General features: G+C 60.6%; 24 protein-coding genes. 12 read left to right on the plus strand and 12 right to left on the minus strand.

Annotated elements, in window-relative coordinates:
• Positions 1-78: 78 nt before the first annotated feature.
• A complete protein-coding gene (locus tag ACZZ0B_RS14800; protein ID WP_177323315.1) occupies positions 79-480 on the plus strand; it encodes a hypothetical protein in 402 nt (133 codons plus the stop codon).
• Here the strand turns inward: ACZZ0B_RS14800 and ligD are convergent, their stop codons facing one another.
• From ligD to ACZZ0B_RS14815, 3 genes are read right to left on the minus strand one after another with little or no spacing between them, the layout of a single operon-like run.
• On the minus strand, positions 481-3,072 hold the full coding sequence (gene ligD / locus ACZZ0B_RS14805) for a DNA ligase D (protein WP_463545600.1): 2,592 nt from the start codon (positions 3,070-3,072) through the stop codon (positions 481-483).
• A gap of 17 nt (positions 3,073-3,089) precedes the next feature.
• Positions 3,090-4,043 (minus strand): methyltransferase, encoded by a 954-nt coding sequence (locus tag ACZZ0B_RS14810; RefSeq protein WP_463545601.1) that lies wholly within the window; start codon positions 4,041-4,043, stop codon positions 3,090-3,092.
• An 11-nt stretch (positions 4,044-4,054) separates the two neighbouring features.
• Positions 4,055-5,431, minus strand: a complete 1,377-nt coding sequence (locus tag ACZZ0B_RS14815; protein WP_463545602.1) for an iron-containing redox enzyme family protein — start codon at positions 5,429-5,431, stop codon at positions 4,055-4,057.
• 411 nt (positions 5,432-5,842) lie between these two features.
• On the opposite strand from ACZZ0B_RS14815, the gene ACZZ0B_RS14820 reads away from it, so the two are divergent.
• Positions 5,843-6,301 carry an REP-associated tyrosine transposase gene (locus ACZZ0B_RS14820; RefSeq protein ID WP_463545603.1) on the plus strand — a complete coding sequence of 153 codons (459 nt, stop codon included), beginning with the start codon at positions 5,843-5,845 and terminating at the stop codon, positions 6,299-6,301.
• 84 nt (positions 6,302-6,385) lie between these two features.
• Here ACZZ0B_RS14820 and ACZZ0B_RS14825 read toward each other — a convergent pair whose 3' ends face one another.
• The gene (locus tag ACZZ0B_RS14825) at positions 6,386-7,165 is read right to left on the minus strand and encodes a tellurite resistance TerB family protein (RefSeq protein WP_463545604.1); all 780 of its coding nucleotides are present in this window, start codon (positions 7,163-7,165) and stop codon (positions 6,386-6,388) included.
• 257 nt (positions 7,166-7,422) lie between these two features.
• Between ACZZ0B_RS14825 and pcsA the strand changes: the two genes are divergently transcribed.
• Entirely contained in the window at positions 7,423-8,145 is a 723-nt protein-coding gene (gene pcsA, locus ACZZ0B_RS14830; protein ID WP_008082412.1) for a phosphatidylcholine synthase, read from the plus strand.
• Positions 8,146-8,265: 120 nt separating this feature from the next.
• Here the strand turns inward: pcsA and ACZZ0B_RS14835 are convergent, their stop codons facing one another.
• A complete protein-coding gene (locus ACZZ0B_RS14835; RefSeq protein ID WP_463545605.1) occupies positions 8,266-9,078 on the minus strand; it encodes a class I SAM-dependent methyltransferase in 813 nt (270 codons plus the stop codon).
• A gap of 233 nt (positions 9,079-9,311) precedes the next feature.
• Between ACZZ0B_RS14835 and ACZZ0B_RS14840 the strand changes: the two genes are divergently transcribed.
• From ACZZ0B_RS14840 to ACZZ0B_RS14850, 3 genes are all read left to right on the plus strand, one after another.
• Complete coding sequence (locus ACZZ0B_RS14840; protein WP_463545606.1) at positions 9,312-9,773, plus strand: GNAT family N-acetyltransferase; 462 nt, start codon at positions 9,312-9,314, stop codon at positions 9,771-9,773.
• A 260-nt stretch (positions 9,774-10,033) separates the two neighbouring features.
• Positions 10,034-11,080, plus strand: a complete 1,047-nt coding sequence (locus tag ACZZ0B_RS14845) for a class I SAM-dependent methyltransferase (RefSeq protein WP_440096232.1) — start codon at positions 10,034-10,036, stop codon at positions 11,078-11,080.
• Between the two features lie 212 nt (positions 11,081-11,292).
• Positions 11,293-12,141, plus strand: a complete 849-nt coding sequence (locus ACZZ0B_RS14850) for an NAD-dependent protein deacetylase (RefSeq protein ID WP_440096233.1) — start codon at positions 11,293-11,295, stop codon at positions 12,139-12,141.
• 87 nt (positions 12,142-12,228) lie between these two features.
• Here the strand turns inward: ACZZ0B_RS14850 and ACZZ0B_RS14855 are convergent, their stop codons facing one another.
• Positions 12,229-13,110 (minus strand): LysR family transcriptional regulator, encoded by an 882-nt coding sequence (locus tag ACZZ0B_RS14855; protein WP_440096234.1) that lies wholly within the window; start codon positions 13,108-13,110, stop codon positions 12,229-12,231.
• 273 nt (positions 13,111-13,383) lie between these two features.
• Here ACZZ0B_RS14855 and ACZZ0B_RS14860 point away from each other — a divergent pair, with 273 nt between their 5' ends.
• The 3 genes from ACZZ0B_RS14860 to ACZZ0B_RS14870 are packed head-to-tail and all read left to right on the plus strand — an operon-like array spanning position 13,384 to position 15,965.
• Positions 13,384-14,082, plus strand: a complete 699-nt coding sequence (locus tag ACZZ0B_RS14860; RefSeq protein ID WP_440096235.1) for a CoA transferase subunit A — start codon at positions 13,384-13,386, stop codon at positions 14,080-14,082.
• A gap of 24 nt (positions 14,083-14,106) precedes the next feature.
• Complete coding sequence (locus ACZZ0B_RS14865) at positions 14,107-14,772, plus strand: CoA transferase subunit B (RefSeq protein WP_008082425.1); 666 nt, start codon at positions 14,107-14,109, stop codon at positions 14,770-14,772.
• Between the two features lie 11 nt (positions 14,773-14,783).
• Positions 14,784-15,965, plus strand: coding sequence for an acetyl-CoA C-acetyltransferase (locus ACZZ0B_RS14870; RefSeq protein WP_463545607.1), 1,182 nt, complete (start codon positions 14,784-14,786; stop codon positions 15,963-15,965).
• 224 nt (positions 15,966-16,189) lie between these two features.
• On the opposite strand, the gene ACZZ0B_RS14875 is transcribed toward ACZZ0B_RS14870, so the two are convergent.
• A complete protein-coding gene (locus ACZZ0B_RS14875; protein WP_158831773.1) occupies positions 16,190-17,509 on the minus strand; it encodes an Nramp family divalent metal transporter in 1,320 nt (439 codons plus the stop codon).
• Between the two features lie 111 nt (positions 17,510-17,620).
• A complete protein-coding gene (locus ACZZ0B_RS14880; protein ID WP_463545608.1) occupies positions 17,621-18,157 on the minus strand; it encodes a chalcone isomerase family protein in 537 nt (178 codons plus the stop codon).
• Between the two features lie 147 nt (positions 18,158-18,304).
• Between ACZZ0B_RS14880 and ACZZ0B_RS14885 the strand changes: the two genes are divergently transcribed.
• Positions 18,305-19,087, plus strand: a complete 783-nt coding sequence (locus tag ACZZ0B_RS14885; protein WP_440096238.1) for a hypothetical protein — start codon at positions 18,305-18,307, stop codon at positions 19,085-19,087.
• A 211-nt stretch (positions 19,088-19,298) separates the two neighbouring features.
• Positions 19,299-19,859 carry a DcrB/PsbP domain-containing protein gene (locus tag ACZZ0B_RS14890; protein ID WP_440096239.1) on the plus strand — a complete coding sequence of 187 codons (561 nt, stop codon included), beginning with the start codon at positions 19,299-19,301 and terminating at the stop codon, positions 19,857-19,859.
• Here the strand turns inward: ACZZ0B_RS14890 and ACZZ0B_RS14895 are convergent.
• The 4 genes from ACZZ0B_RS14895 to ACZZ0B_RS14910 all read right to left on the minus strand — a co-directional run bounded on the left by ACZZ0B_RS14895 (position 19,849) and on the right by ACZZ0B_RS14910 (position 23,563).
• A complete protein-coding gene (locus ACZZ0B_RS14895; RefSeq protein ID WP_463545609.1) occupies positions 19,849-20,565 on the minus strand; it encodes an alpha/beta hydrolase in 717 nt (238 codons plus the stop codon). The genes ACZZ0B_RS14890 and ACZZ0B_RS14895 overlap by 11 nt on opposite strands.
• Before the next feature lie 189 nt (positions 20,566-20,754).
• Positions 20,755-21,867 carry a succinylglutamate desuccinylase/aspartoacylase family protein gene (locus tag ACZZ0B_RS14900; protein ID WP_440096241.1) on the minus strand — a complete coding sequence of 371 codons (1,113 nt, stop codon included), beginning with the start codon at positions 21,865-21,867 and terminating at the stop codon, positions 20,755-20,757.
• A 199-nt stretch (positions 21,868-22,066) separates the two neighbouring features.
• Positions 22,067-22,846 carry an ABC transporter substrate-binding protein gene (locus tag ACZZ0B_RS14905; RefSeq protein ID WP_008082447.1) on the minus strand — a complete coding sequence of 260 codons (780 nt, stop codon included), beginning with the start codon at positions 22,844-22,846 and terminating at the stop codon, positions 22,067-22,069.
• A gap of 288 nt (positions 22,847-23,134) precedes the next feature.
• The gene (locus tag ACZZ0B_RS14910) at positions 23,135-23,563 is read right to left on the minus strand and encodes a rhodanese-like domain-containing protein (protein ID WP_463545610.1); all 429 of its coding nucleotides are present in this window, start codon (positions 23,561-23,563) and stop codon (positions 23,135-23,137) included.
• Between the two features lie 102 nt (positions 23,564-23,665).
• Between ACZZ0B_RS14910 and ftrA the strand changes: the two genes are divergently transcribed.
• Positions 23,666-24,640 carry a transcriptional regulator FtrA gene (gene ftrA, locus ACZZ0B_RS14915; RefSeq protein WP_463545611.1) on the plus strand — a complete coding sequence of 325 codons (975 nt, stop codon included), beginning with the start codon at positions 23,666-23,668 and terminating at the stop codon, positions 24,638-24,640.
• The last annotated feature ends 290 nt before the right edge of the window (positions 24,641-24,930 follow it).

Raw genomic sequence — 24,930 nt, forward strand, 5'->3', positions numbered from 1 at the left:
CTCACGGATCAGGCAGCCGATGGATGGCCGCTGAAGGCGCATAGGCAAAACTGTCCGACGGCCTCTATGATGGAGGCCATGACGACTTCCGTACCCTTGCGTTCACCCTGCCCGCCCGGCGCCTGCATCTGCGGGCGCGATCCGTTGCTGGAGCAACCCGGCGCGGATCTGCGCATCTTGCGTCTGACCCGCGAGGAAGAAAAAGTCCTGCTCGCGCGCTTGGAAAAACTGAAGAATCTCGATGATCTGAAGCATCTGCAAAAGCGCATGTTCGAGCAGTTGGGTATCCGCGTCGAGGTCGCGCCCGGCTTTCACGAAGTGCGCACCATGCTCGGTATCGAAATAGAGATCGACGAGTTACCGGGGCTCTGCCGCAAGACGCGCAAGGCCATCCCCACCGCGATTCGTCGTGGCCTGAATAACAACCCCGAAATCGCCTTCGAACTGCTCAACGCCAACGACCTGTTGCGCGACACCTGATCACTTCTTCATGCCGACCCGTTTGCGCATCTCGGCGGTGATGCTCTGGCGGGTTTTCTTCAGATCCGCCCACGGTTCGTCGCCCACTTCGGCCAAGCGTTCGTGGACGTTGTGGATGTTCCACTGATTTCCGCCCTTGATCTCGGCAACCTCTTCGCGAAACAACGGCACCGACACTGGCAGACCTTCGCGAGTGCGCGCTGCGTAGGCGCAAATGGTGGTGGCGCCGAGGCCGTTGCGCAGGTAATCGATGAAGATCCTTCCGACGCGATTCTTCGGCCCCGACACCGCCGAAAAGCGGTCCGGCAATAGCTTGGCCATGTGACTGACAATCGCGTGGCTGAAGTCTTTCACCTCATCCCAGCCCAGCTTGCGCGTCAGCGGCACCATCAGGTGAATGCCCTTGCCGCCGCTGGTTTTCAGAAAGGCCTTGAGCCCCAGTTCATCGAGCACCGTCAAGGTCAGGGCCGTCGCTTCGACCATGCTTTTCCAGGGCAACGCCGGATCCGGGTCAAGGTCGAGGACGAAGCGGTCAGGCTTGTCCAGGTCAGTGGTGGTCGCGTTCCAGGTGTGCAGTTCGACTGTGCTCATCTGCACCGCGCCGATCAGCGCTTCGGCATTGTTGATGAGCATCACCGGTTGTCCGGTGACGTCTTTGTCCAGCGTGGTGATGCCGGGGATCGCCAGGCGCTCGGCGTTCTTCTGAAAGAACAGCTCGCCGGCAATGCCATCCGGCGCACGCACCAGGGCGACCGGGCGATCCTTGAGCTGCGGCAGGATCCACTGCGCAACGCTGGCGTAATACTCGGCCAGTTGCATCTTGGTGGTGCCGCTGACAGCATCGATCACCCGATCCGGGTGGGTGATGCGCACTTTGCCGCTGGCCAGACCGAGTTGCGATGGCGCCGTGTCAGCTTTTTCCGCAGGCGCTTTTTTCGCCGGGTTCTTCGCAGCGGTTTTGCTCTCGGAAGTCTTCACGGGCTTCGCTCGCTCCTCGGTGATATCCTTGGCCGGTTTGTCATTGCGCAGACCATGAAACACAGCATGGCGCACCGAGCCGTCCTTGGTCATTTCGGCAAAAGCCACTTCGGCCAAGAGTTTCGGTTTCAGCCAGTGCACGCCTTTGGCTTCGAATCCCGTGGGTGGATTGACCACGGCCGCGCTCTTTGTCTGCAGCGGTTTCAGTTGCGCAAGAATGCTTTTCAGCGTCGCTTCGTTGAACCCGGTGCCGACCTTGCCGGCGTAGCGCAATTCGCCGCTGTCGCGATCATGCAGGCCGAGCAACAATGCGCCGAAGGCACTGCGCGAGCCTTTCGGTTCGGTGTAGCCGACCACGACGAATTCCTGCCGATGTTTGCATTTGAGCTTGATCCAGTCGCTGCTGCGCCGGGACACGTAGGGCGAGCCGAGACGCTTGCCGATCAGCCCTTCCATCTGCATCTGGCAGGCGCTGTTGAGCAAGGCGTCCGGGGTTTCGTCAAACGCTTCGGAATAGCGCAACAGTGGATTTTTCTGTGCGCCGAGGATCGTCGACAGCGCAGCTCGCCGCTCCTCGACCGGCACTTCGCGCAAATCCACGCCGTTGAGGTATGGCAAATCAAACAAGTAGTAGAGGATGTTAGCGCTGCGCCCGACTTCGAAGGCATTCTGCAGTGCCTGAAAATCCGGCACGCCGTGTTCGTTGGCGACGACCATTTCGCCGTCCAGCCAGGCCGATTCCAGCCCCAGCGCAGCCAGGGCTTCGGCCTGTTGCGGCAATTTGTGCGTCCAGTCGTGGCCGTTGCGGGTGAACAGTTGCACCTGGTCATGATCGATCCGCGCCATGATCCGGTAGCCGTCGAATTTTATTTCGTAGCTCCACTGGCCTTCCGGCGCACTGTCGACCAGCGTCGCCAGCTCGGGCTTGAGCTGCGCGGGCAGTTTGGCTTTGTGCGCCCCGGTCAGCGTGCCGGTGGCTTTTTTGCGCGCTTTGGCGGCGGGTTTCTTGACCGGTTTGCTTTGCTCGGCAGCGAGTTTGGGTTTGCCGACGATCGTGCGTTCGCTGAGCACACTGTCGGGCTCGGCGACCAGCACGTCGTAATCATCCTGCGGGCGCGCGGCGTTGTCCTGATGCTTGATCAGAAACCACTGCTCCTTTTTCCCCGGCCTGTGCGTGCGCACCAGATTCCAGATGCCACCGAGTTTTTCGCCTTGCAGTTCGAACTTGAGTTTGCCCTTGGCGTAGGCCTTTTGCGGGTCCTCCAGCGGAATCCACACGCCGCGATCCCAGACGATCACGTCGCCGGCACCGTAATGCCCTTCTGGAATGTTGCCCTCAAACGTCGCGTAATCCAGCGGATGATCCTCGACATGCACCGCCAGACGCTTGACCTTGGGGTCGAGCGACGGCCCCTTCGGCACCGCCCAGCTCTTCAATGCGCCATCGAGTTCCAGGCGAAAGTCGTAATGCAGGTGCGAAGCGTCGTGCTTCTGGATGCAGAACTGCAGGGCGTGATCCGTGGCGGTTTTACCCCCCCGGCGCTTGGTCGCGGCCGGTTCCGACGTCGCCGAAAAATCGCGCATGCGGTTGTAGTCGTCGAGGTTCCTGTTCATCACACACCTGCCTTGTGTCAACCCAATCGGGTCACGGTCAGCGCCACCACGGCGATCCGGTCAACCCGTTGGTAACCGGGGTTGAGCAATTCCTCGCCGAAGACATCGGGGTCGAGTTCACGATACGTCCAGCCGAAGCGCTTTTCGTCCAGGCGTGGCAATACCGTGTCGAGAAACGGATCCCGACCGTCGACCATCGCCACACCGGTGTAGAGCAACAGCGAGCCACCGGGTGCCAGCCGATTCAGTGCCTGCTCGACAATCCGCAACGACAACCCGGCCCCCAGCGTGCCGCCGCCATGGCGATACGCGCGCCCCGCCGGATCGGCCATGTACGGTGGGTTGGCGACGATCAGATCGAACTCGCCATCGACACCTTGCAGCAGATCGCTGGCGCGTGCCTCGACGTTGGCCACTTCGGCCAGCGCGGCGTTGATCGTAGTCAGGCGCAGCGCAGCAGGGTTGATGTCCAGCGCCAGCACTTGCGCTTCTCGGCGAGCACGACCGATCACGATGGCGCCGACGCCAGCACCACAGCCAATGTCCACGGCGCGATGGATCGGCGCAAAATTCTGCTGCAGATGAGCGTGAATCACTTGGGCGAAACGATAGGTGTCGGGACCGAAGAACACTGCATCCGCCGCGTCAGTGGGAAACGATGAATGCACGAACAGCAAATCGTCGAGACTCGACCAACGCACCCGGCTTTTCAAATGGCCGTCGTATGCATCGATGATCTGCGCGTCTTGCAGTTGCCGTTGCTCATCGGCAGACAACAATCCCGGTTGGAACGGACGCGACCAGCCGAACACATCGCGCAGGCAATCGGCCGCTTGACCTTCGTCGCGCTGATTGACGCGCTGATGCGTCAGCGGCGTCGGGGTGATGAAGCGATAACCGTCGGCCTGCAGACGCCGACCGAGTTGCAGCAACGCCAAGTCGTTGCTGTCGAGTTGTTCTTCCTGAGTCATTGGCGGCTTCCTTAAGGCAGGCGGGATTTGAGTTCGATAAAGCGCCGAGTGGCGAGCAACCCGGCCGGGTGCGCATGCCGCGCTGGCGCGAGCCAGGGCAAGAGTGTCGCGATTTGCGTGAGGGCGTCCTGACCTTGCAGCGCCGCCATGAGTTGCTGCACATCCGGATCCTGTTCAGGGACCTCGATGGCTGCCGCCATCTGACTGTGCCGCCGCGGCGCTCGCGGTTTTTCCGACGACGTCCAGTCACCGGCAATCCAGTCGTGCACGAGTTGCTTTTCATAAGCATTGAACACGCCGAACATCGCCGCGCCATCGCCGGCGATCAGTTGCCAGAAGCGACTTGCCTGCGGGTCTTCATGGCGTTTGATCCAGCCTTTGTTCTGCAAGGCCTCAAGGAACCCGGGCAATTGCTCAGGTGCTGACAGCCATTGATTGACGGTCTGCCCTTCGAAGCGGCAGTAATCGGAATGCATGTGCTGGCCGAATGGGCGCTTGCGCTCAAGCATCGCCAGCAACGCTTGCTCCAGGTCGAAACCTTCGATGATCGCGCGACTGCCCTGCCCCAGATCATTGAGCCGATACCCCAGCGATACCCGGCGCAGAAACTCCGCGCGATCGGCCTCCAGCGGCATCAGGTCGAGAACCGCCTGCACGGCTTTTTGCGCATGGCCGGTGCTGGCATTGTCGATGGTCACGTGCAGGGTGAAGTAGTACGGATCGATCCCCAGTTCACTGAGTTCGTAACTGCTGATCAACAGGTGCAACGGCAGTTGCTCGTAGCCAAGGTTGTAGCCGATCACCTCAGGCAAGTAATCGACACCGGCGATGCCGAGGGCCAGTTGCAAAGCGCCTTGCAGATAGTGTTCATCAGCCGTTGCGCTGCTGTCTTGCAAGTCATGTTCGGCAAGGAGTTTGCGGTAGATCACCACATGGTTTTGCGCGGGGTTGCCGTCGCCGAGTTCTTCAAGATAGGTGGTCAGTAAATCGCTGAAACGTGGATCCTGCCATTGCGGAAGCAGGCCGGCGAGCCAAGCGCCGTCAACCAGTTTGGTTGGCGCCACGGCTTGCAGAAAGTACAGCGCTTGCGCCTTGCAGGCGAAAAACTGGCGCGGCCCGCCAGCCTTGCGACGTTGCAGGTAGTCGGCGTATTGGCGCCCGACGTCGGTGCAATGGTCGGCGACCCACGCGTGCCACATCGTCGGGTCAGCCGGCAGCGGATTGGTCAGTTGCGCAGCGTCTTGCAGTTGTTCCTGCAAGAACGCTTGCGCGAGGGCCTGAGGATCATCCTCGCGCAGCAAGGCTTCATATATTTGCCGAAGGTTCCCGGCAGGATTGATCGCTTGCGGCTGGGCCGGCGCGGAGTGCAGGCGTGTCAGGACAGTCATGGCAATGTTCTCGGTCGGTTTTGGCAGGGCGCTGTTTCACACGCCTCTACAGCAGCAGAGGGTGTGCGCCTGTGAAAAATTCAATCGACGTGAAATTTGCCCGGACGGACGGCGACTTACGGCGCTTTCGCAGCCCCGGAAACTGGCGGAACTGCTGAAACTGCTGAAACTGCTGAAACTCACTGTAGGAGCTGCCGAAGGCTGCGATCTTTTGATCTTAAAAAACAACGTCAAAAGATCGCAGCCTTCGGCAGCTCCTACATGGGTCAGATCGTGCAATTTGGTTAGATCGTGCAATGAGCTGCAATGGGGTTGGGTTGTGCAATGGGTTACATCGTGCAATGGGTTGGATTCGCGCAGGGGCCAGGGATGGCTAGGGTTTAGGGACGATCATTTTTGGAGGGCAAGGGAATGCCTGTTGCGGCAAAAGGATGTGGTTTGAGGAAGGGGCGGTATTCGGAGGTGGGTCAGGTTTATTTGTTAACGGTTGTCGTAGACCAGCGGGTGGCGGTTTTCGCTGATTGGAGATTGGGGCGGTTGTTAGTTGAGCAATTGCGCTTGGCAGAAGAATCAGGAATGGTTCGGTCGCTGGCCTTTGTGTTGATGCCCGATCACTTGCATTGGTTGGTTGAGCTGAAGCGAGGTTCTTTGGCAGAGCTGATGTGTCGGGTCAAATCACGCAGTTGTCGTTCGATCAATCTCTGCCGCAGCAGCAATGGGCGGTTATGGCAGCGCGGGTATCACGATCGGGCTTTACGGCGCGATGTGAATCTTCAGGCGACAGCGCGGTACATTGTGATGAACCCTCTGCGCGCGGGGCTGGTTCGGCGCTTGGGAGATTATCCGTTGTGGGATGCGGTCTGGCTTTGAAGATCAAAAGATCGCAGCCTTCGGCAGCTCCTACATGGAATCACCTGTAGGAGCTGCCGAAGGCTGCGATCTTTTGACGTTGCTTCAGGCCTGACCTTTGGCCTGCTGCTCCAGATGCACTTGCAAATCCGGATCAATCTGCAACGCCGCCGCCAGTTCATCGAGATAACTGCGTTCGGCGTCCTGCTGATCGTTCACCAGAATCACGCTGACCAGATACATCTCGGCGGCCACTGCAGGGTCGTCGTTGGCTGCTCGGGCGACTTCGTTCGCATCCAGCGGTTTGGCGACTTCGGTTTCAAACCACTGCTGCAATTGTGGATCGTCGGTGTGTTTGCTGATTTCAACGTTGATCATCTGCTGTTCCCGGTCATCGATCTCACCGTCAGCCTTGGCTGCCGCGATCAGCGCGCGCAGCACCGCATGGCTGTGTTCTTCCACCTCGGGGCCTGCAAGCAGATTGGCGGTTTGCGGGATCTGTTGCGGCGCCGCGCTGGCCTGGCTGCGTTGCCAGGCTTGATACGCCTGATAAGCCATCATTCCCAGCGATGCGAGTGCCGCGTAATTAGTGCCGCCGGAACGGCTTTGCGTACCGACCCCACCGCCACCACCGCCCAACGCCCCACCCAATGCGCCGCCCAGGCCACCGCCGGCCCCGCCGCCAAGCAACCCACCGAGCAAACCACCCAGGCCGCCAAGCCCACCAGCAGAGCCCGCGCCACTGGCAGCACCGGAACCGCCGCCGAGCAGGCCACCGAGCAAACCGCCGAGCCCGCCCAGCCCTCCGCCGGCCGAGGCGCTACCTTGTTGTCCAGCCGAGGCCTGGCCTCGCAGCAGTTGTTCGAGCAAATCGCTGGTGTTCATGACGTCATCCTCAGGCATTGGCAGTGACTGCGTCAGGCAACTCTAGACCTCTGCGGCCATAGCGCCAGCACCGTTTGGCCGACACTCAAGGCCTGGGCGGTTTGCCCCGGGATTTTTTCCAGCCGCCAGCTAAGATTCAAGGGTGGTGAACCTTATCCCGGCCAGACCGGTCGATAGCTGCAACCCCGACCCGGTTTGCCGGCGCCCTTTGCCCAAGGGTGATAACCGGCTTGCTTCACTTTCTGGAGAACGCCCCCGTGATATCGACCGTACACATCGCCAGGCTCAAAGCATGGGGCGCCCATGGTTTTACCGCGACTGGCGTGGTCACAGCTTTCCTGGCCACCCTCGCCCTGCTGGAAAACCAACCGACCCACTGCCTGATGTGGCTGGGCGTGGCGCTGATCGTCGACGGCCTCGATGGTGCGCTGGCGCGCAAGGTCAATGTGCAATCGGTGCTGCCGAGCTTCGACGGTTCGATCCTCGATCTGGTGATCGATTACCTGACCTATGTGTTCATTCCCGCGCTGTTTATCTATCGCTATATTCCGTTGCCTGACTACACCCTGCTGCTGACGGTGTCGCTGATTCTGGTGTCGTCGCTGTTCTGTTTCTGCAACGTCAATATGAAGAGCAAGGACAATTACTTTGTCGGCTTTCCGGCCGCGTGGAATGTGGTTGCGCTGTGCCTGTACATCATCGGCCCGGGACCATGGATTACCTTCCTGACGGTGATCGGCCTGGCGCTGTTGACGGTCACGCAGATGAAGTTCCTGCACCCGTTCCGCGTGCGCCGGTTCATGCCGATCAATATTGCGGTGACGGCGATCTGGCTGCTGTGCAGCTTGTCGCTGGTGCTCAATCACCCGGTGATCAACCCGCTGGTGATGGGCTTGTGGTTATTGATGTCGGCGTACTTTCTGGGCATCTGCATCTGGCGCACGGCACTGGAGTGGTTTGATCGGCCGCATCTGAAATAAGCCCCCAGCACCAACACAAACCCCTGTAGGAGTGAGCCTGCTCGCGATAGCGGTGTGTCAGTCAACTCATTTTCGACTGACACACCGCTATCGCGAGCAGGCTCACTCTTACAATGGTCTCTAGCGTTTGTTGATGACCACTTCCAGGTATTCGCTCGGCACCACCAGCGAACCCTCCCCCGCCCGGTTCGAGCGATTGAGCAACTCCGCCAGATCACTTTCCAGCGCCTGACCACTCTCCGGCGGCAACGCTGCGAACGCTTTGTGCACCGGCCCGTACCAATGCCGGAAGATGTCGATGAAGTGCGCCGCCGAGCGATAACGGAAGTTGAATTCCCGCCGGCTGACCCGCACCAGAAAATCGCGATCATCGAAGTGCTTGTGCAGCCACGCGTCCGAGCCCCAGTTCGACGGTGGTTGCGCACCTGCCGGGGGCGGCAGATGGCGGCCGAGGATTTTGAACATCTGCCCGACGAAGCCTTCCGGCGTCCAGTTTGCCAGGCCAATCCGCCCGCCACGGCGACAGACCCTGCCCAATTCGACGGCAGCCTTGTCCTGATCCGGGGCGAACATCACGCCGAAGGTCGAGAGCACCGCGTCGTAACTGTCATCTGCGAACGGCAGCGCCTCGGCGTCGGCGACTTGAAACGTCACGTCCAGATGCTCGGCCCGCGCTCGGTCCTGTCCGCGTTCCAACAGCGCCGCGACGTAATCGGTCGATGTGACCAGACACCCGCGCCGCGCCGCCGCCAGCGTCGCATTGCCGTTGCCGGCGGCGACGTCCAGCACTTGCTCATCGCAACGCAGGTCACAGGCTTCGGCGAGGTTTTCGCCGACGATTTGCAAGGTGGTGCCGATCACGGCGTAGTCACCACTGGCCCAGGCGACTTTCTGGCGTTCCTTTAAGGCAGTCAGTTCAATCGGGGTACTCATGAAGTCGAGCTCCGCTGCGTTCTTGTTTTGGGTCACAGGGCTGTTGATGAGCCTGCTCGGCCACTATCGCGCCGAGTCGTGCCGGCGTCCCTGTCAATCGTCCGGCACCCTGTAAAACCGCGGCTTTGCCGATGAGTGGCGAGAATTTGTAAAGGCGCTGCAACACCTGCGGGATTGCCAGTGCCGACGGATTGGTTTCTGATGCACGCTCGCCTCTGCAACGGACTCACCTGATGTCACTGCACCTCGATTGGCTGGCTCATCACTTGCACCACAGCGACCACTATGCCGAATGGATTCACCGACAATTTCACTACGAATACGCCCACCAACCGTTAGCCGAATGGCAGCGCGAATTTGCCGAAGGGCAAAGCAACGGCGATTGGTCGTGCCTGATTGCCATGGACGGTGAACAGTTGGTCGGAGGTGCCGCGCTGGCCCGCGATGACTTGGCGCATCGGCCCGATCTGGGGCCGTGGCTGGCCTGCGTGTTCGTCGACCCCGAAGCGCGCGGTCAGGGTCTGGCGGAGCAACTGATTGAAGGGATTTGTCGGGAGGCGAAAGATCGCGGGATCGCGCATCTGTACCTGCACACTCAGAACAAGCAGGATTATTACGCCAAGCGTGGCTGGCAGGTTCTGGAGCGGTTTCGCGCCTGGGACAACGAACAGTGGCTGATGGTACGCAACCTCTGAACCCGACACATTCCCCTGTAGGACCTGCGGCACGCTGCGATCTTTTGATCTTGTTTTGAAGATCAAAAGATCGCAGCGTGCCGCAGCGCCTACAAGGAGGGTTGTGACGGGGCGCAGTCGGGCTAGACTCATTCATGACCCAGTCGAGGGGGCCGCAGGGCGCAGCGTACGTCCTGCCCGTATCCCCGACCACCGCCCGGTGGCGCATGCCTCGACCCTCAACGCCGCCGGACTGTGATCCTGTTTCAGGAGCACACACAATGGACGAGGCCCGACTCAACGACTTCATGGGCAAACTGGTCAATGACATGGGCGGCGCGGCGATGCTGGCCAATGTCATCGTCGGCGAAGAACTCGGGCTCTACCGGGCGATGGCCGACAGCCAACCGATCAGCCCCGAAGCCCTCGCTGCAAAAACCACCTGCAACCCACGCCTGGTGCGTGAATGGCTCAGCGCCCATGCGGCGTCCGGCTACATGGAACACCACGACGGCCAGTTTCGCCTGCCGGAAGAACAGGCGCTGGCGCTGGCTGTGGAGGATTCGCCGGTGTATGTCGCCGGCGGGCTCGGCGTGGTGGCGTCGTTTTTCCATGACAAGGACAAACTGGTCAAAGCCATGCGCGGCAACGGCGCCCTGCCCTGGGGCGATCACCATCCGTGCATGTTCACCGGCACCGAACGGTTCTTTCGCCCCGGCTATAAAGGCCACCTGATCGCCGAATGGTTGCCGGCGCTGGACGGCGTTGTCGCCAAACTTGAAGACGGCGCCAAAGTTGCCGACGTCGGCTGCGGTCATGGCGCCTCGACGGTGATCATGGCCCAGGCGTTTCCCAACTCGCGTTTCGTCGGTTTCGACTACCACGCGCCGTCGATCACCGTGGCGAGCCAACGTGCGGAAGAAGGCGGCGTCAGCAGTCGGGCGAAATTTTTCCAGGGCACAGCCAAAAGCTATCCGGGCGATGACTATGACCTGATCTGCTACTTCGACTGCCTGCACGACATGGGCGACCCGGTCGGTGCTGCGCGGCATGCCTACGATTCGCTGAAAGACGACGGCACGGTGCTGCTGGTCGAGCCTTTCGCCAACGACACGCTGGACGACAACATCAATCCGGTCGGCCGATTGTTCTATGCGGCGTCAACGTTTATCTGCACGCCAAACTCGCTGTCCCAGGAAGTCGGCCTCGGACTCGGCGCGCAGGCTGGGGAAATGCGCCTGCGCAAAGTTTTCACTGAAGCCGGATTCAAACACTTCCGCCGGGCCACCCAAACACCCTTCAACCTGATCCTCGAGGCGCGTAAATAAAGGCGTGACGACAACCCTTGTGGCGAGGGGATTTATCCCCGATCGGCGACAAAGTCGTCGCAAAACCCGTAACTCGCCGTGCCTGACACACATCATTAACCGATCCCGGGGTCGCTTGGCGATCCCGCAGGAGCAAGCTCCCTCGCCACAATCCGCCCCACCACAGAGGTTGGTGCTAACCTGCTGGCACTGTCCACTTCGGAGTGCTGAGCATGTTCGACAGCCCGACCCAAGAACACCTCGACACGCTGCAACAGGCGATGGCCGACGGCGACTTCCTGGTACTGACCGGGGCCGGCATCAGCACGCCCTCCGGCATTCCGGATTATCGCGACAGCGAGGGCGTACGCCGGGGCCGGCAACCCATGATGTATCAGGAATTCCTCGCCGCCCCCGAATCACGCCGCCGCTATTGGGCGCGGGCCATGCTCGGCTGGCCGCGCGTGCGCCAGGCCCAGCCGAACGTCGCCCACGAGGCATTGGCCACGATGCAGCGCCAAGGCCAGATCAGCGGCCTGATCACGCAGAACGTCGATACCCTGCACGATCAGGCCGGCAGCCATGACGTGATTGAATTGCACGGCAGCCTGCACTGGGTGCTGTGCCTGGATTGCGCCCAGCGCAGCGAGCGCGATGCGATCCAGCAGTTGATGGAGGCGCAGAACCCGTACCTGGCCGGCGTCGATGCGGTGCAGGCGCCGGACGGCGATACCTTGCTCGATCCGGCCTTCGAAGCACGCTTTCAGACCCCGCGCTGCCCGCGCTGCGCGGGTGAGCGGCTGAAACCGGATGTGGTGTTTTTTGGCGAAAATGTGGCGGCGCAGACAGCGGCGCGGGCCATGGCTGCGGCAGAGAATGCGGCAGGCCTTCTGGTGGTTGGCTCATCGTTGATGGCGTACTCGGCGTTTCGCCTGTGCCGGGTGATTGCCGATCGCGGCAAACCGTTGATTGCGATCAATCTGGGCAAGACCCGCGCAGACGATTTGCTTGACCTGAAAATCGAAGCCTCCTGCGAACAGCTCCTGCCCCTGCTCGCCCACCACCTGAATACCCCCCTGTAGGAGCTGCCGAAGGCTGCGATCTTTTGATCTTTAAAACCAACATCAAAAGATCGCAGCCTTCGGCAGCTCCTACCGGGGATATGTGTTTCAGGCGTAGTGTTCCTGCTGAAGAATATCGAACAGTGCCTGCGCCGCCGCCGACAGTTCATTGCCCGGCTCGGTCAGCACGCCGATGGCCCGCTCGACTGAATCAATCAGTGTCAGGCAATGCGCGCCGAGTTCTTGCATCTGCTCGGCGCACAACGCCGGCACTGCGCTCACTCCCAACCCACTGGCGACCATGCGCCCGACCGTTGCCAGTTGGTGGCTTTCGAACTCTACCGGCAACTTCATGCCCCGCGCCTGCAAGTGCTCCTCCAGCATCACCCGCACTGTTGAGGGTCGTTGCAGGGTGATAAAGGGTTCCAGCAACAACGTCTGCCAGTCGATCTCGTTGCGGGCGGCCAAAAGCGAATCCTTCGGCACCACTGCGACGAAGCGATCCATGTACAGCGGCGTAAAGGTCATCGAGGTGTTCTGCATCGGCTCGAAGGCCACGCCCAGTTCAACCTGGCGATCGCGGACCATTTCCAGCACCTGCTCGTTGATCACATCGTTGACCGTAACGTTGACGTTCGGATAGCGCGCACGAAAAGTCTTGAGGATCGGTGGCAGCAGATTGCCGGCAAACGACGGCATCGCCGCCAGCGTCACGCGTCCGCGTTGCAGGCTGAAGCGCTGGCGCATTTCATCTTCGGCGTTGTCCCAGTCAGCGATCAGGCGGCGGGCCAGTGGCAGCAGCGATTCGCCTTCCGGGGTTAATGCGACGTTGCGCGTGTTACGGCTGAACAAGCGCCCGCCCAGGCCCTCTTCCAACGCCTTGATGGTCAGGCTGAGCGCCGATTGCGACAGGTGCAGGCGCTCGCAGGCCACGGCGAAGCTCAGGCTTTGCGCGACGGCGAGGAAAGCGCGGATCTGTTTGATGGTCATACTCAAGCCTCAGAATTCTCGATGCATGATCGTTCCCTCGCTCCGCGTGGGAATGCAGCCCGTGACGCTCTGCGTCACTGGACGCGGAGCGTCCATGGAGGCGTTACCACGCGGAGCGTGGGAACGATCAGCCACAGGTATTCGACGATTTCGGTGATTGTTGAGCTTTATCAATCAATCAACCTTAAAAATCAACTTAACAAATATATCCCCCAGCGCGACACTCCAACCATTCGGCTAGCCAGCCGCCCGCAAATAATAAAAGAGGTGCATATGGCAGGTTTCGACAAGCGCGTGAGTTCCTACGAGGAAGCCCTGGCCGGGCTGGAAGACGGCATGACCGTCATCGCCGGCGGCTTTGGTCTGTGCGGCATTCCGGAAAACCTGATCGCCGAGATCAAGCGCAAAGGCACCCGCGACCTCACCGTCGTCTCCAACAACTGCGGCGTCGACGGCTTTGGCCTTGGCGTGCTGCTCACCGATCGCCAGATCAGCAAAGTGATCGCCTCCTATGTTGGCGAAAACAAGCTGTTCGAAGAGCAACTGCTCAAAGGCGACATCGAAGTCATCCTGACCCCGCAAGGCACCCTCGCTGAAAAAATGCGCGCGGGCGGCGCCGGCATTCCGGCCTTCTTCACCGCCACCGGCGTCGGCACTCCCGTCGCCGATGGCAAGGAAGTGCGAGAGTTCAAGGGTCGCAAGTACCTGATGGAAGAATCCATCACCGGCGACTTCGCCATCGTCAAAGGCTGGAAAGCCGACCATTTCGGTAACGTCGTCTACCGTCACACCGCGCAGAACTTCAACCCGCTGGCCGCCACTGCCGGCAAGATCACCGTGGTCGAAGTCGAAGAAATCGTCGAACCCGGCGAGCTGGATCCGACGCAGATTCACACCCCGGGCATCTACGTCGATCGGGTCATTTGCGGCACGTTCGAAAAACGCATCGAACAGCGCACCATCCGCAAATAATTCAGGCTGACGGAGAATAACAACATGGCACTTTCCCGCGAACAAATGGCTCAGCGCGTCGCCCGCGAAATGCAGGACGGCTTCTACGTGAACCTCGGCATCGGCATTCCGACCCTGGTCGCCAACTACATTCCTGAAGGCATGGAAGTCATGCTGCAATCGGAAAACGGCCTGCTCGGCATGGGCCCGTTCCCGACTGAAGAAACCATCGACGCCGACATGATCAACGCCGGCAAACAGACCGTGACCGCACGCATCGGCGCGTCGATTTTCAACTCCGCCGAATCCTTCGCGATGATCCGCGGTGGCCACGTCGACCTGACCGTGCTCGGCGCGTTCGAAGTCGACGTCGAGGGCAACATCGCTTCGTGGATGATCCCCGGCAAACTGGTCAAGGGCATGGGCGGCGCGATGGATCTGGTGGCGGGCGCCGACAACATCATCGTGATCATGACCCACGCATCGAAAGATGGTGAGTCCAAGCTGCTGTCCAAATGCAGCCTGCCGCTGACTGGCGCCGGTTGCATCAAGCGTGTGCTGACCGACCTCGCCTACCTGGAAATCGAAAATGGCGCTTTTGTCCTCAAGGAACGCGCACCTGGCGTCAGCGTCGAGGAAATCGTCGCCAAAACCGCTGGTAAACTGATCGTCCCGGATCACGTACCGGAAATGCAGTTCGCTGCCGAGTGAGGAATTCGAAAATGCAAGACGTCGTCATTGTTGCCGCCACGCGTACCGCGATCGGCAGTTTCCAAGGTGCCCTGGCCAGCGTTTCGGCGGTGGATCTGGGCGCGGCGGTGATCCGCCAGTTGCTCGAACAAACCGGTCTGGACGGTGCGCAGGTTGATGAAGTGATCATGGGCCAGGTGTTGACCGCCGGCGCAGGTCAAAACCCAGCGCGTCAGTCGGCGATCAAGGCTGGCCTGCCGCATGCGGTACCGGCGCTGACCCTGAACAAAGTCTGTGGCTCTGGCCTCAAGGCGCTGCACCTGGGTGCGCAAGCAATCCGTTGCGGCGACGCTGATGTGATCATCGCCGGCGGCCAGGAAAATATGAGCTTGGCCAACTATGTGATGCCGGGCGCACGCACCGGTCTGCGCATGGGCCACGCGCAAATCGTCGACACCATGATCAGCGATGGTCTGTGGGATGCGTTCAACGATTACCACATGGGCATCACCGCGGAAAATCTGGTCGACAAATACGATATCAGCCGTGAGCAACAGGACGCCTTCGCTGCTGCGTCGCAACAGAAAGCCGCCGCGGCCATCGAGGCCGGCCGCTTTGTCGATGAAATCACCCCGATCCTGATCCCGCAGCGCAAAGGCGATCCTGTTGCATTCAAGGTCGACGAGCAGCCACGCGGCGACACCACCGCTGAATCGCTGGGGAAACTGCGTGCAGCGTTCAAGAAGGACGGCAGCGTCACCGCTGGTAATGCTTCGTCGCTGAATGACGGCGCCGCCGCAGTCATCCTGATGAGCGCAGAAAAAGCCAAAGCCTTGGGTTTGCCAGTGCTGGCGAAAATCGCTGCTTATGCCAACGCGGGCGTTGACCCGGCAATCATGGGCATCGGCCCGGTGTCGGCAACCCGCCGCTGCCTGGACAAGGCTGGCTGGAACATCGAGCAGCTCGACCTGATCGAGGCCAACGAAGCCTTCGCTGCACAATCGCTGGCGGTGGCCAAGGATCTGCAATGGGATCTGAGCAAGGTCAACGTCAACGGCGGCGCCATCGCGCTGGGCCACCCGATCGGTGCATCGGGCTGCCGTGTGCTGGTGACGCTGTTGCATGAAATGATCAAGCGCGATGCGAAAAAGGGTCTGGCGACCCTGTGCATTGGCGGCGGCCAGGGTGTAGCGCTGGCGCTGGAGCGCGCGTAAGCAAGAGTTCAACGGCGGGCGGCGGATCCACGACATCCGCTGGTTGCCGGCAACAAAAAACCCGGTGCAGCTTGCGTTGCACCGGGTCTTTTTTTGTCTGTTCAAAATCTGCGCTGAATGTTTTGACGCCATCGCGAGCAGGCTCACTCCTACAAGGGATTTGTGAACCCGATCCTGTAGGAGTGAGCCTGCTCGCGATGGGGCCAGCTCAAACACCTCAAAACTCAGCCAGCCAACTGCAGGATCAACCAAGCATTCGCCCCACTGATCACCACAAACAATCCCCACGCCAACACCCGCGTCGGCAGCCGATTCACAAACGGCCCCATCAGTTGTTTGTCATTGGTCATGCGAATCAGCGGATACAGCGCAAACGGCAGTTGCAGACTCAACACCACCTGGCTCATCACCAGCAACTTGCCCACCGCGTTATCGCCCATCAACCACACGCCGATAAACGCCGGAATCAGCGCCAGCCCGCGCGTAATCAAACGGCGCTGCCAGCACGGAATCCGCAGATTGAGATACCCCTCCATGATCACCTGCCCGGCGATGGTGCCGGTGAAGGTCGAACTCTGCCCGGAGGCCAGCAACGCCACGCCGAATAACACGCTGGCCAGCGCGCCACCGACCAGCGGATCGAGCAAGTGATAGGCGTCCTGAATATCGACCACGTCGGTATGCCCCGACTGGTGAAACGCCGCTGCCGCGAGAATCAGAATCGCCGCGTTGACCAGCAACGCCAGCGCCAGCGAGCCGATGGTGTCGATGCGCGCCAGTTTCACTGCGTCCTGTTTGCTCGCCAGATCCTTGCCGATCATCCGGGTCTGCACGATCGAAGTGTGCAGGTAGAGGTTATGCGGCATCACCGTCGCCCCGAGAATGCCGATTGCCAGGTACAGCGGCGCGGCGTCGCTGATCGCCGACAGCGAAGGTTTGAAACCTTGGAAGACGTCTGGCCAGTACGGTTTGATCAGCACCAGTTCAACGAAGAAACACACGCCGATAGTCGCGACCAGCACCAACATGATCGCTTCCAGTCGGCGGAATCCACGGTTCTGCAGAGCCAGCACCAGCAGCGTGTCGAATGCAGTCAGGGCAATGCCGAAGGTCAGCGAACAACCGAGCAACAGGTGAAACGCCAACGCACAGCCAAGTACTTCGGCGAGGTCGGTGGCGATTATCGAGATTTCCGCCAACACCCACTGCAAGCGTGCGGTCGGCGTGCTGTAGCGTTCGCGCGACAGTTGCGCCAGATCGCGGCCGGTGGCGATGCCCAGCCGCGAACACAAACATTGCACAACCATGCCCGCCAGACTCGCCAGCAACACCACGAACAACAGGCTGTAGCCAAACCGCGAACCGGCCTCGATCGCAGTCGCCCAGTTGCCCGGATCCATGTAGCCGATCGACACCAATAGACCGGGGCCGGCGAAACGCAGTACGCGTTTGAAGAAGGGGGCGTTGGGGTCGACCGCGACACTGCCGGCCACCTCTGGTGGGCAAAACGGCGCGGTGGCGATTTTGGGCAAACTGAATTTCACGCACACATCCAGAAACAAGTCGGAAAGACGCAGCTTAGACGTTTCAGCGGTTACGTTGAAGATCAAAAGATCGCACCTGTAGGAGTTGCCGCAGGCTGCGATCTTTTGATCTTATCGGCTCGCGCCCAACAATTGCTCGCGCAATTCGGGGCTACGGGTGCGCGGATCCAGCCAGATGTCGAAAAACGCCCTGGCGAACTGTGGATCATCGATTTCATGCTGCAATTGCTGCCCGACGAAAAACCGCGCGCCCTGCCCCGGCAGATAGACGCCGGTGATGCGCGTACCGGCCTGCACATCGACGAAGGATTGCTGCATCTGAATCTGCCAACCGGCCAGTTGCGCCGGGCTGACACGGGGGCCGGCCAGGCGTTTGATTTCGTCGACACTGGCCTTGACCAGATCATCCCGAGAGATGGTGCGGCGGTAGATCAGCTCCAGCGCGAAGGGTTGACCGTCCGCCAGCGGTCGCGCGGCACTCCACAATCGCGCGTTGTAGACATCGAAACCGAACACACTGAAATCACCGGTGCCGATGATTTGCGCGCCGGGCACGGCGTCCTGCCAATTGGCCCAGGTCGGCGTCAACAACAGGGCCCACAAGCCTATGCCGCAGCATCCCCGCAACACCTTCGGTGTTCTGTTCATCGCGGCATCGACTCCGGCAAGCCCTGATAATCAGAGCATAGTCGGCTATCCGCCCGAGCACTTTGTATACAATTTTTGTACAACGATGCAGCAATCCACGATCGACGATGCTAACGTGAGCGTCTCTCACTCGACGGAGCCACCTGCGTGCTGATCCTCAAACTGCTGCTGATTCCCGGATTTCTCTTGCTGATTTCTTTGGCGGGCAAGCGTTGGGGGCCGAGTGTGGCCGGGTGGCTGTCGGGGTTGCCGGTGGTGGTCGGGCCGATTCTGTTTTTCCTCGCCATCGAACAGGGGCCGCAGTTTGCCGCGCATTCAGCAGTGGCGGCGTTGTCGGCGATGTTCGCAATGATTGCCTTCTGCATCACCTATGCGCAGGTCGCACAACGGGCGAACTGGCCGTGGGCGCTGGCGATATCGATGACGGTCTGGGCTGTGTTGGCGCTGCTGCTGTCGCTGATTCCACCGTCGCTGCCGTTTTCGGTGGTGGCGGCGGCGGTTGCCCTGCTCGCCTCGCCGTATCTGTTTCCGGATGTGCAACCGGTGCTGAATGGTACGGCACCGAAGTCGGACAAACTGATCTGGCGGATGATTGCCGGTGCGGCTTTGACGTTGCTGGTGACGATGCTCGCCAGCACCGTCGGCGAACGCTGGAGCGGTTTGCTCGCGGTGTTCCCGGTGCTCGGCAGTGTGATGGCGGTGTTTTCCCAGCAGACACGCGGCCCGGCGTTTACCGCGGCATTGCTGCGCGCGACGGCGACGGGGATGTATTCGTTTTCGGCGTTTTGCCTGGTGTCGGCGCTGACGTTGCCGAGCATGGGGCTGAGTGGGTTTGCGGTGGGTGTGGCTGTGTCGGTGGCGATGCTTGGCGTTACCCGCAAGCTGCTGGCAAAACCGCCTTCCTCTAAAACGCCCCAGCCTCAAAGTTGAAACCGTCCCCTGTGGCGAGGGGATTTATCCCCGCACGGCTGCGCAGCAGTCGTAAAAAAGATGGGCGCGCTGCGCACGCCAGCGGGGATAAATCCCCTCGCCACAGGTAAGTCGCCAACTCAAAACCATGTTCAGACGAGCCGGGCTGGAGTGCCAGTCCTCTGCATGGGATGATCGCCCGCCCAAGCGCGACCATCCCCTGGAGATTCGAATGTCATTGTTGAGCAAAAAAGCCGTTGTCCTTTTACTCGCGGCAGTCGCCGGCCTCGGCGCCATCAATGCTCAGGCGGCCAAGGCCAAGGACACGGGCAGCGAGAAGGTCTCGATGCTCGATGGCAAGTTCACCTTCGTCCTGCCCAAAGGCTTCGTGGCCGACCCGCTGCCGGCCGGCCCGACGGGCGCCAAAGGCACGATGTACACCAACCAGACCACCAAAACCGTGGTCATCGCCGCCGAGAACGTGATTCCCGAAGGCAACAACGTCAAGGACAACGACAGTGCGTTCCTCGACGGCACCGTGTCGGACTTCATCGACGCCCAACGTAAGGCGCTGCCGGACTTCAACAAACTCACCGAGAAAAGTCTGACGCAGAAAAGCAGCGGCCTCGGCCTGCGCCAAGTCGACAGCACCGCTACCCAAGGTGGCGGCCAGACCCTCAACACCACGTTGATGGCCGGCTCCGGCACGCACATGGCCTTGGTTCAGGTGATTTCCCGGGTCAGCGACAAGGCTGGCCACGATAAGCTGGTGAAAACCATCCTCAAGGATTGAGCTGCTGCAACCAACCGTTCAAATCCCGCAGTTCGGCCGCACTGATGCTGTGGCCGACGCCGGGATAAGCGTGAAATTGTGGTTTGTAGTCGAGCTTCTCCAGCATGGCTTTGGCTTCGGTGCCGTCGTGGTACGGCACTCGATCATCGGCAGTACCGTGGCCGATGAAGATGCTCAGCGGCAGCGGTTGTTGTTCGGCCTTCAGCTCGGTTTTTAACACCGGCAACAAGCGCCCGCTCAACGCCGCGATACCGCCAACAGCTGCCGGCGGTCGCAAGCCCACTTCGTAGGTCATCATCGCGCCCTGACTGAAACCGATCAGGTACACCTTGTCCGGGGTGGTGTGATATTTCTTCGCCGCTTGCGCGACAAAATCCCACAGTTTCTGGCCGCTGACCTTCAGATCATCGGTCTCGCCGTTGTAGGCCCCTTCGCCCTTCTTGCGAAACCACTGATAACGTCCTTCGCCCAACGCCAGCGGCGCCTGCACCGACAGATAGTTGTATTGCGCCGGCAGCTGGAACTTCATGCCGATCAGGTCGGCTTCGTTGCTGCCGTAACCGTGCAGGAAAATCACCAGCGGACGCGGATCGGCGTCAGCGTGAACCTGTTCGATGTACTTGAGCGGCAGATCGGATTGCAGTGTGGTTTGAGCCTGAACGGCGGTGGACGCCAACAGGGTCAACAGAGCAAACGCCTTCAACATAAAGCCTTCCTTCACAGAGTGTCGGGTTCGCGGGGGAGCCTAACATTCCCCGGCAAAGATCAATATGCGGCGGTGCTTTCGATGCCGACATCGCTGGCAAGCCAGCTCCCACAGGATTTGTGTGAACACCTTCATTCACTGTGGGAGCTGGCTTGCCAGCGATGAGGCCAGCGGATTCAGCGTAAACCCTCAGTCGTTAGTCAGCTTCCCGGTACGAAACGCTACCCGCCCCGCCACTTTCGCCTGCCAGATCCCAGGCTCCGTATAACGCCCACGATCAATCGCAAACAGCACGCCGCTAGTGCCGGCGCGCACGGTGCTTACGCGATCCTGCAAAGGATCAACCACTTCGAACAGCGCATCGCCCTTCTCCACCCACTCGCCGGCATTGCGCAGGAAACTCACCACACCATGATGCGGGGCGAACAGGTATTCGGTGCCTTCAAACGGCAAGCCCTCGCAGCAGTCGGCCGGTGCCGCCGGCCATTCGCCGTCGATGAAGCCCTGCTCGGCGAGGAAGCCCAGAATCGCCTCGCAATTGGCCTGCGCCTGATCGACCCGAGTATCGCCCATGCTGCCCAGCTCCAGCGTGGTTGCCAGGTTCGCCGGGGGAATTGCCGCGTCAGGAAAGGTGCGCGCCAGACGCAGCCATGGCGAAGAACAGGATTCATCAAACGAGCTGCCGCCGGAGTCTTCACACAACAGCGCCACACCGGCTTTCAGGCGTGCGGCCAGCGATTGCCATTGTGGCCAGTGTTGCGGCAACGCATACAAGTGAATCGCAGCGTCAAAATCGCAGTGCAGGTCGAGGGTGATGTCGGCGTCGCAGGCATGACGCAGCAGCAGACGATGCAGCGCCTCCAGTTGCGAGGCCGGGGCTGGCAAGTCATCGAAAACCTGGAGCATCGTTTGGCGGATCAGCGCGATGTTGGCGGCGGCATCCGCGCCCAGGCGCTCACCGACCAACGCCGCCACCGGGGTGCTCAGTTCGACGAAAGCGCGATTGAAATTCTTGCCACTGCCCAGCTCGAAGCGCCCCATGTGCGCGCCCTGCAGATGCTGATCGAGACCAATCGGGTTGGCCACCGGCACCAACTCGATCACGCCGTGTAAACGCCCTTGCTGCTCAAGTTCGTTTAGGCGCTGCTTGAGTTCCCACGCGGTGCGCATGCCCGGCAATTCATCGGCGTGCAGGCTGGCCTGGATGTACACCTTGCGCGCGCCGGCGCCATAACGAAACACGCTGAGGGAGCGCTCGCTGCCCAAGTGGCTCCAAGGCAGGACATGATCGATACGTTGCATGGGAAGACTCCTCAATAGCTGGATCACACAGATCCGCTGTAGGAGTGAGCCTGCTCGCGATAGCGGTTTTACATTCAGCACCGATGGCACCTGACATACCGCTATCGCGAGCAGGCTCACTCCTACAGGGTCTGGTCACAATTAAAACGCAAAAAAAGTGGCCACCGCGCAAACGGGGCCACTTTTTTCCTACGGCGTATTAATGGCCGTAAACGTCAAAGTCGAAGTACTTGTCCTGCACTTGCTTGTACTTGCCATTGGCGCGGATTTCGGTGATTGCCTTGTTGAATTGCTCGGCCAGCGCGGTATCGCCCTTGCGCACAGCAATGCCGGCGCCGCCGCCGAAGTACTTGGCGTCTTCGTAGGTCGGGCCAACGAATTCGAAGCCTTTGCCGGCGTCGGTTTTCAGGAAACCGTCGCTGAGGTTGACCGAGTCGGCCAGCATCGCGTCAAGACGACCCGAAGTCATGTCGAGGTTGGCTTCCTGCTGCGAACCGTAACGTACCAGGTCGATCCCGGCTGGAACCAGTACTTCGGTGGCGAAACGGTCGTGGGTACTGGCACGCAGCACGCCGACTTTCTTGCCTTTGAGCTGGGTCAGCGGGTCGGTGATGTTCGAGCCTGCCTTCATCACGAAGCGGGCCGGGGTGTGGTAGTACTTGATGGTGAAATCGACGTTTTTCTTACGGTCGTCGGTGATGGTCATCGAGGACAGGATCGCGTCGATTTTTTTCACTTTCAGTGCCGGGATCAGGCCATCGAACTCTTGCTCGACCCAGGTACATTTGACTTTCATCTGCTCGCACAGCGCATCGCCGATGTCCACGTCGAAACCGGCGAGTTTGCCGTCAGGGGTTTTCATCGAGAATGGCGGGTAACCGGCTTCGATACCGATGCGGATCGGCTTGGCGTCTTCGGCCACAGCGGTCAGGGACAACATCGACAGTGCCAGGGCACCGAACATCACTAGCTTCTTCATTTATTACTCCTGTGTGCGGAGGCTTTTATTGGCAGCTTTCGATTCAGCGTTCAGTCATGGCCATTTGGCGGCAAATACTGAAGTGGCCGGCAGTCTATGGCGGCGCGCACAGGGTAAATTGTGTTGATGCGACAAATACTTACAAAAAACCGGCGAGACAATTCAGCAACATCAAAGGCTGTAGGAAAAACACCAATCCCCCTGTAGGAGCTGCCGCAGGCTGCGATCTGTTGATCTTTTTAACGACACGAATCAAAAGATCGCAGCCTGCGGCAGCTCCTACAAGGTTCAGCATTCGCAGGGGAATGCGCTGCGGGCGGGTTGCGCCACGCTCAGTTGGAATCCTTCGTCCAGCCACCCGGTCACGCCACCGATCATCTCTTTGACCGGGTAACCCAGCGCCGCCAGTTTTACCGCCGCCTTGTTCGCGCCGTTGCAGTGCGGGCCGGCGCAATAGACCACGAACAGCGTGGTTTTCGGGTAAATCGCCAACCCTTCAGCCGTGAGCAATCGCGTCGGAATATTGATGGCACCGGGTACATGGCCGCGCTCAAAGGCCAGCAGCCCGCGCACGTCGACCAGCACGAAGTCGACCTCGGCGGCCTCTTGGCTGCTGTGGACGTCGGAACAATCGGTTTCGAACGTCAGACGGTTGCTGAAATGCATCAGGGCGATGGCGCAAGGGGCGGCGGGAATGTCGCGAACCAGGCTAGGCATAAGGGGTTGCTCCTGTGTCTCGTTGGGGATGAACAGACTTTATCCAGCCGCCGCGAATCGCTACAGTGGCGCACAAGACACTCATCGGGAATTTTCCGCCAAATGCCGACATCACCAGGTCTGGTTGCGATTCTGGCCTACGACGGCCTCTGCACGTTCGAGTTCGGCATTGCCGTGGAGATCTTCGGCCTGGCGCGTCCCGAGTTCGAGTTTCCGTGGTACGAACATGCGATTGCGGCGGTCGATCCAGGCCCGATGCGCGCCATGGGCGGGATTCAGGTGTTGGCCGACGGCGGTCTGGAACTGCTGGACGAAGCCCGCACGATCATCATCCCCGGCTGGCGCGACCGGAACGCCACGGTGCCGCCGGCACTGATCGACGCATTGCGTCAGGCCCACGCCCGAGGGGCGCGGCTGTTGTCGATCTGCTCCGGGGTGTTCGTGCTGGCGGCCAGCGGTTTGCTCGACGGCCATGGCGCGACGACGCACTGGCGCTACACCACGGAACTGGCGCAGCGCTTTCCGGCCATCGCGGTCGATCCCGATGTGCTGTACGTCGACTCTGGCCAGTTGATTACTTCCGCTGGCAGCGCTGCCGGGATTGATGCCTGCCTGCATCTGGTGGCGCGGGACTTCGGTACTCAAGTGGCCAACGCCGTAGCTCGCCGACTGGTGATGTCGCCGCAACGCACCGGCGGCCAGGCGCAGTTCATTCCGACGCCCGTGAGCCCGACGCCGCGCAACGATCTGTCACGCGTCATGCAATGGGCCCGCGAGCGTCTGCATGAGCCGCTGGAGGTGCGCGACCTGGCCAGCGAGGCGGCGATGAGCGAACGGACCTTTCTGCGGCGATTTACCGAGGCCAGTGGCCAATCACCCAAGGCGTGGCTGCAGCACGAACGACTGGCGCGAGCGCGGGAGCTGCTGGAGAGCACGCCGCAGAACACCGAGCAGATTGCTCAGCGTTGCGGGTATCGCTCGGTGGAGAGTTTTCGGGTGGCGTTTCGCACGGTGGTCGGCGTGCCGCCCTCGGTGTATCGCGAGCGGTTCGGGCGAGGGGTCAATGCCGATTCCTGAGGTGTGGTCGATGGCCCAATCGCTGGCAAGCCAGCTCCCACAGGGTTTGCGCTGACTGAAGATGTGTGAACAACCCAAATACCTGTAGGAGCAAGGCTTGCCCGCGATGGCGGTGGATCAGATGGCATCGATTCAAGCTATGCCGACGCCTTTCCCCCAATGATCAGCACTGTTGCCACTGTCTCTGCTCAAAACATATCCCTGTAGGAGTGAGCCTGCTCGCGATGAGGCCAGCCCAGCCAACATCCTCATTGACTGAACCAACGCCATCGCGAGCAGGCTCACTCCTA

This window comes from Pseudomonas sp. AC247 (assembly GCF_979258015.1).

Coding starts and splice junctions, on each gene's coding strand:
- ACZZ0B_RS14900 (WP_440096241.1), bottom strand. CDS start 21,867: ATGCAACGTATCGATCATGTCCTGCCTTGGAGCCACTTGGGCAGCGAG.
- ACZZ0B_RS14800 (WP_177323315.1), top strand. CDS start 79: ATGACGACTTCCGTACCCTTGCGTTCACCCTGCCCGCCCGGCGCCTGC.
- ACZZ0B_RS14810 (WP_463545601.1), bottom strand. CDS start 4,043: ATGACTCAGGAAGAACAACTCGACAGCAACGACTTGGCGTTGCTGCAA.
- ACZZ0B_RS14870 (WP_463545607.1), top strand. CDS start 14,784: ATGCAAGACGTCGTCATTGTTGCCGCCACGCGTACCGCGATCGGCAGT.
- ACZZ0B_RS14815 (WP_463545602.1), bottom strand. CDS start 5,431: ATGACTGTCCTGACACGCCTGCACTCCGCGCCGGCCCAGCCGCAAGCG.
- ftrA (WP_463545611.1), top strand. CDS start 23,666: ATGCCGACATCACCAGGTCTGGTTGCGATTCTGGCCTACGACGGCCTC.
- ligD (WP_463545600.1), bottom strand. CDS start 3,072: ATGAACAGGAACCTCGACGACTACAACCGCATGCGCGATTTTTCGGCG.
- ACZZ0B_RS14865 (WP_008082425.1), top strand. CDS start 14,107: ATGGCACTTTCCCGCGAACAAATGGCTCAGCGCGTCGCCCGCGAAATG.
- ACZZ0B_RS14910 (WP_463545610.1), bottom strand. CDS start 23,563: ATGCCTAGCCTGGTTCGCGACATTCCCGCCGCCCCTTGCGCCATCGCC.
- ACZZ0B_RS14840 (WP_463545606.1), top strand. CDS start 9,312: ATGTCACTGCACCTCGATTGGCTGGCTCATCACTTGCACCACAGCGAC.
- ACZZ0B_RS14905 (WP_008082447.1), bottom strand. CDS start 22,846: ATGAAGAAGCTAGTGATGTTCGGTGCCCTGGCACTGTCGATGTTGTCC.
- ACZZ0B_RS14820 (WP_463545603.1), top strand. CDS start 5,843: ATGCCTGTTGCGGCAAAAGGATGTGGTTTGAGGAAGGGGCGGTATTCG.
- ACZZ0B_RS14845 (WP_440096232.1), top strand. CDS start 10,034: ATGGACGAGGCCCGACTCAACGACTTCATGGGCAAACTGGTCAATGAC.
- ACZZ0B_RS14895 (WP_463545609.1), bottom strand. CDS start 20,565: ATGTTGAAGGCGTTTGCTCTGTTGACCCTGTTGGCGTCCACCGCCGTT.
- ACZZ0B_RS14855 (WP_440096234.1), bottom strand. CDS start 13,110: ATGACCATCAAACAGATCCGCGCTTTCCTCGCCGTCGCGCAAAGCCTG.
- ACZZ0B_RS14890 (WP_440096239.1), top strand. CDS start 19,299: ATGTCATTGTTGAGCAAAAAAGCCGTTGTCCTTTTACTCGCGGCAGTC.
- ACZZ0B_RS14850 (WP_440096233.1), top strand. CDS start 11,293: ATGTTCGACAGCCCGACCCAAGAACACCTCGACACGCTGCAACAGGCG.
- ACZZ0B_RS14860 (WP_440096235.1), top strand. CDS start 13,384: ATGGCAGGTTTCGACAAGCGCGTGAGTTCCTACGAGGAAGCCCTGGCC.
- ACZZ0B_RS14825 (WP_463545604.1), bottom strand. CDS start 7,165: ATGAACACCAGCGATTTGCTCGAACAACTGCTGCGAGGCCAGGCCTCG.
- ACZZ0B_RS14880 (WP_463545608.1), bottom strand. CDS start 18,157: ATGAACAGAACACCGAAGGTGTTGCGGGGATGCTGCGGCATAGGCTTG.
- ACZZ0B_RS14835 (WP_463545605.1), bottom strand. CDS start 9,078: ATGAGTACCCCGATTGAACTGACTGCCTTAAAGGAACGCCAGAAAGTC.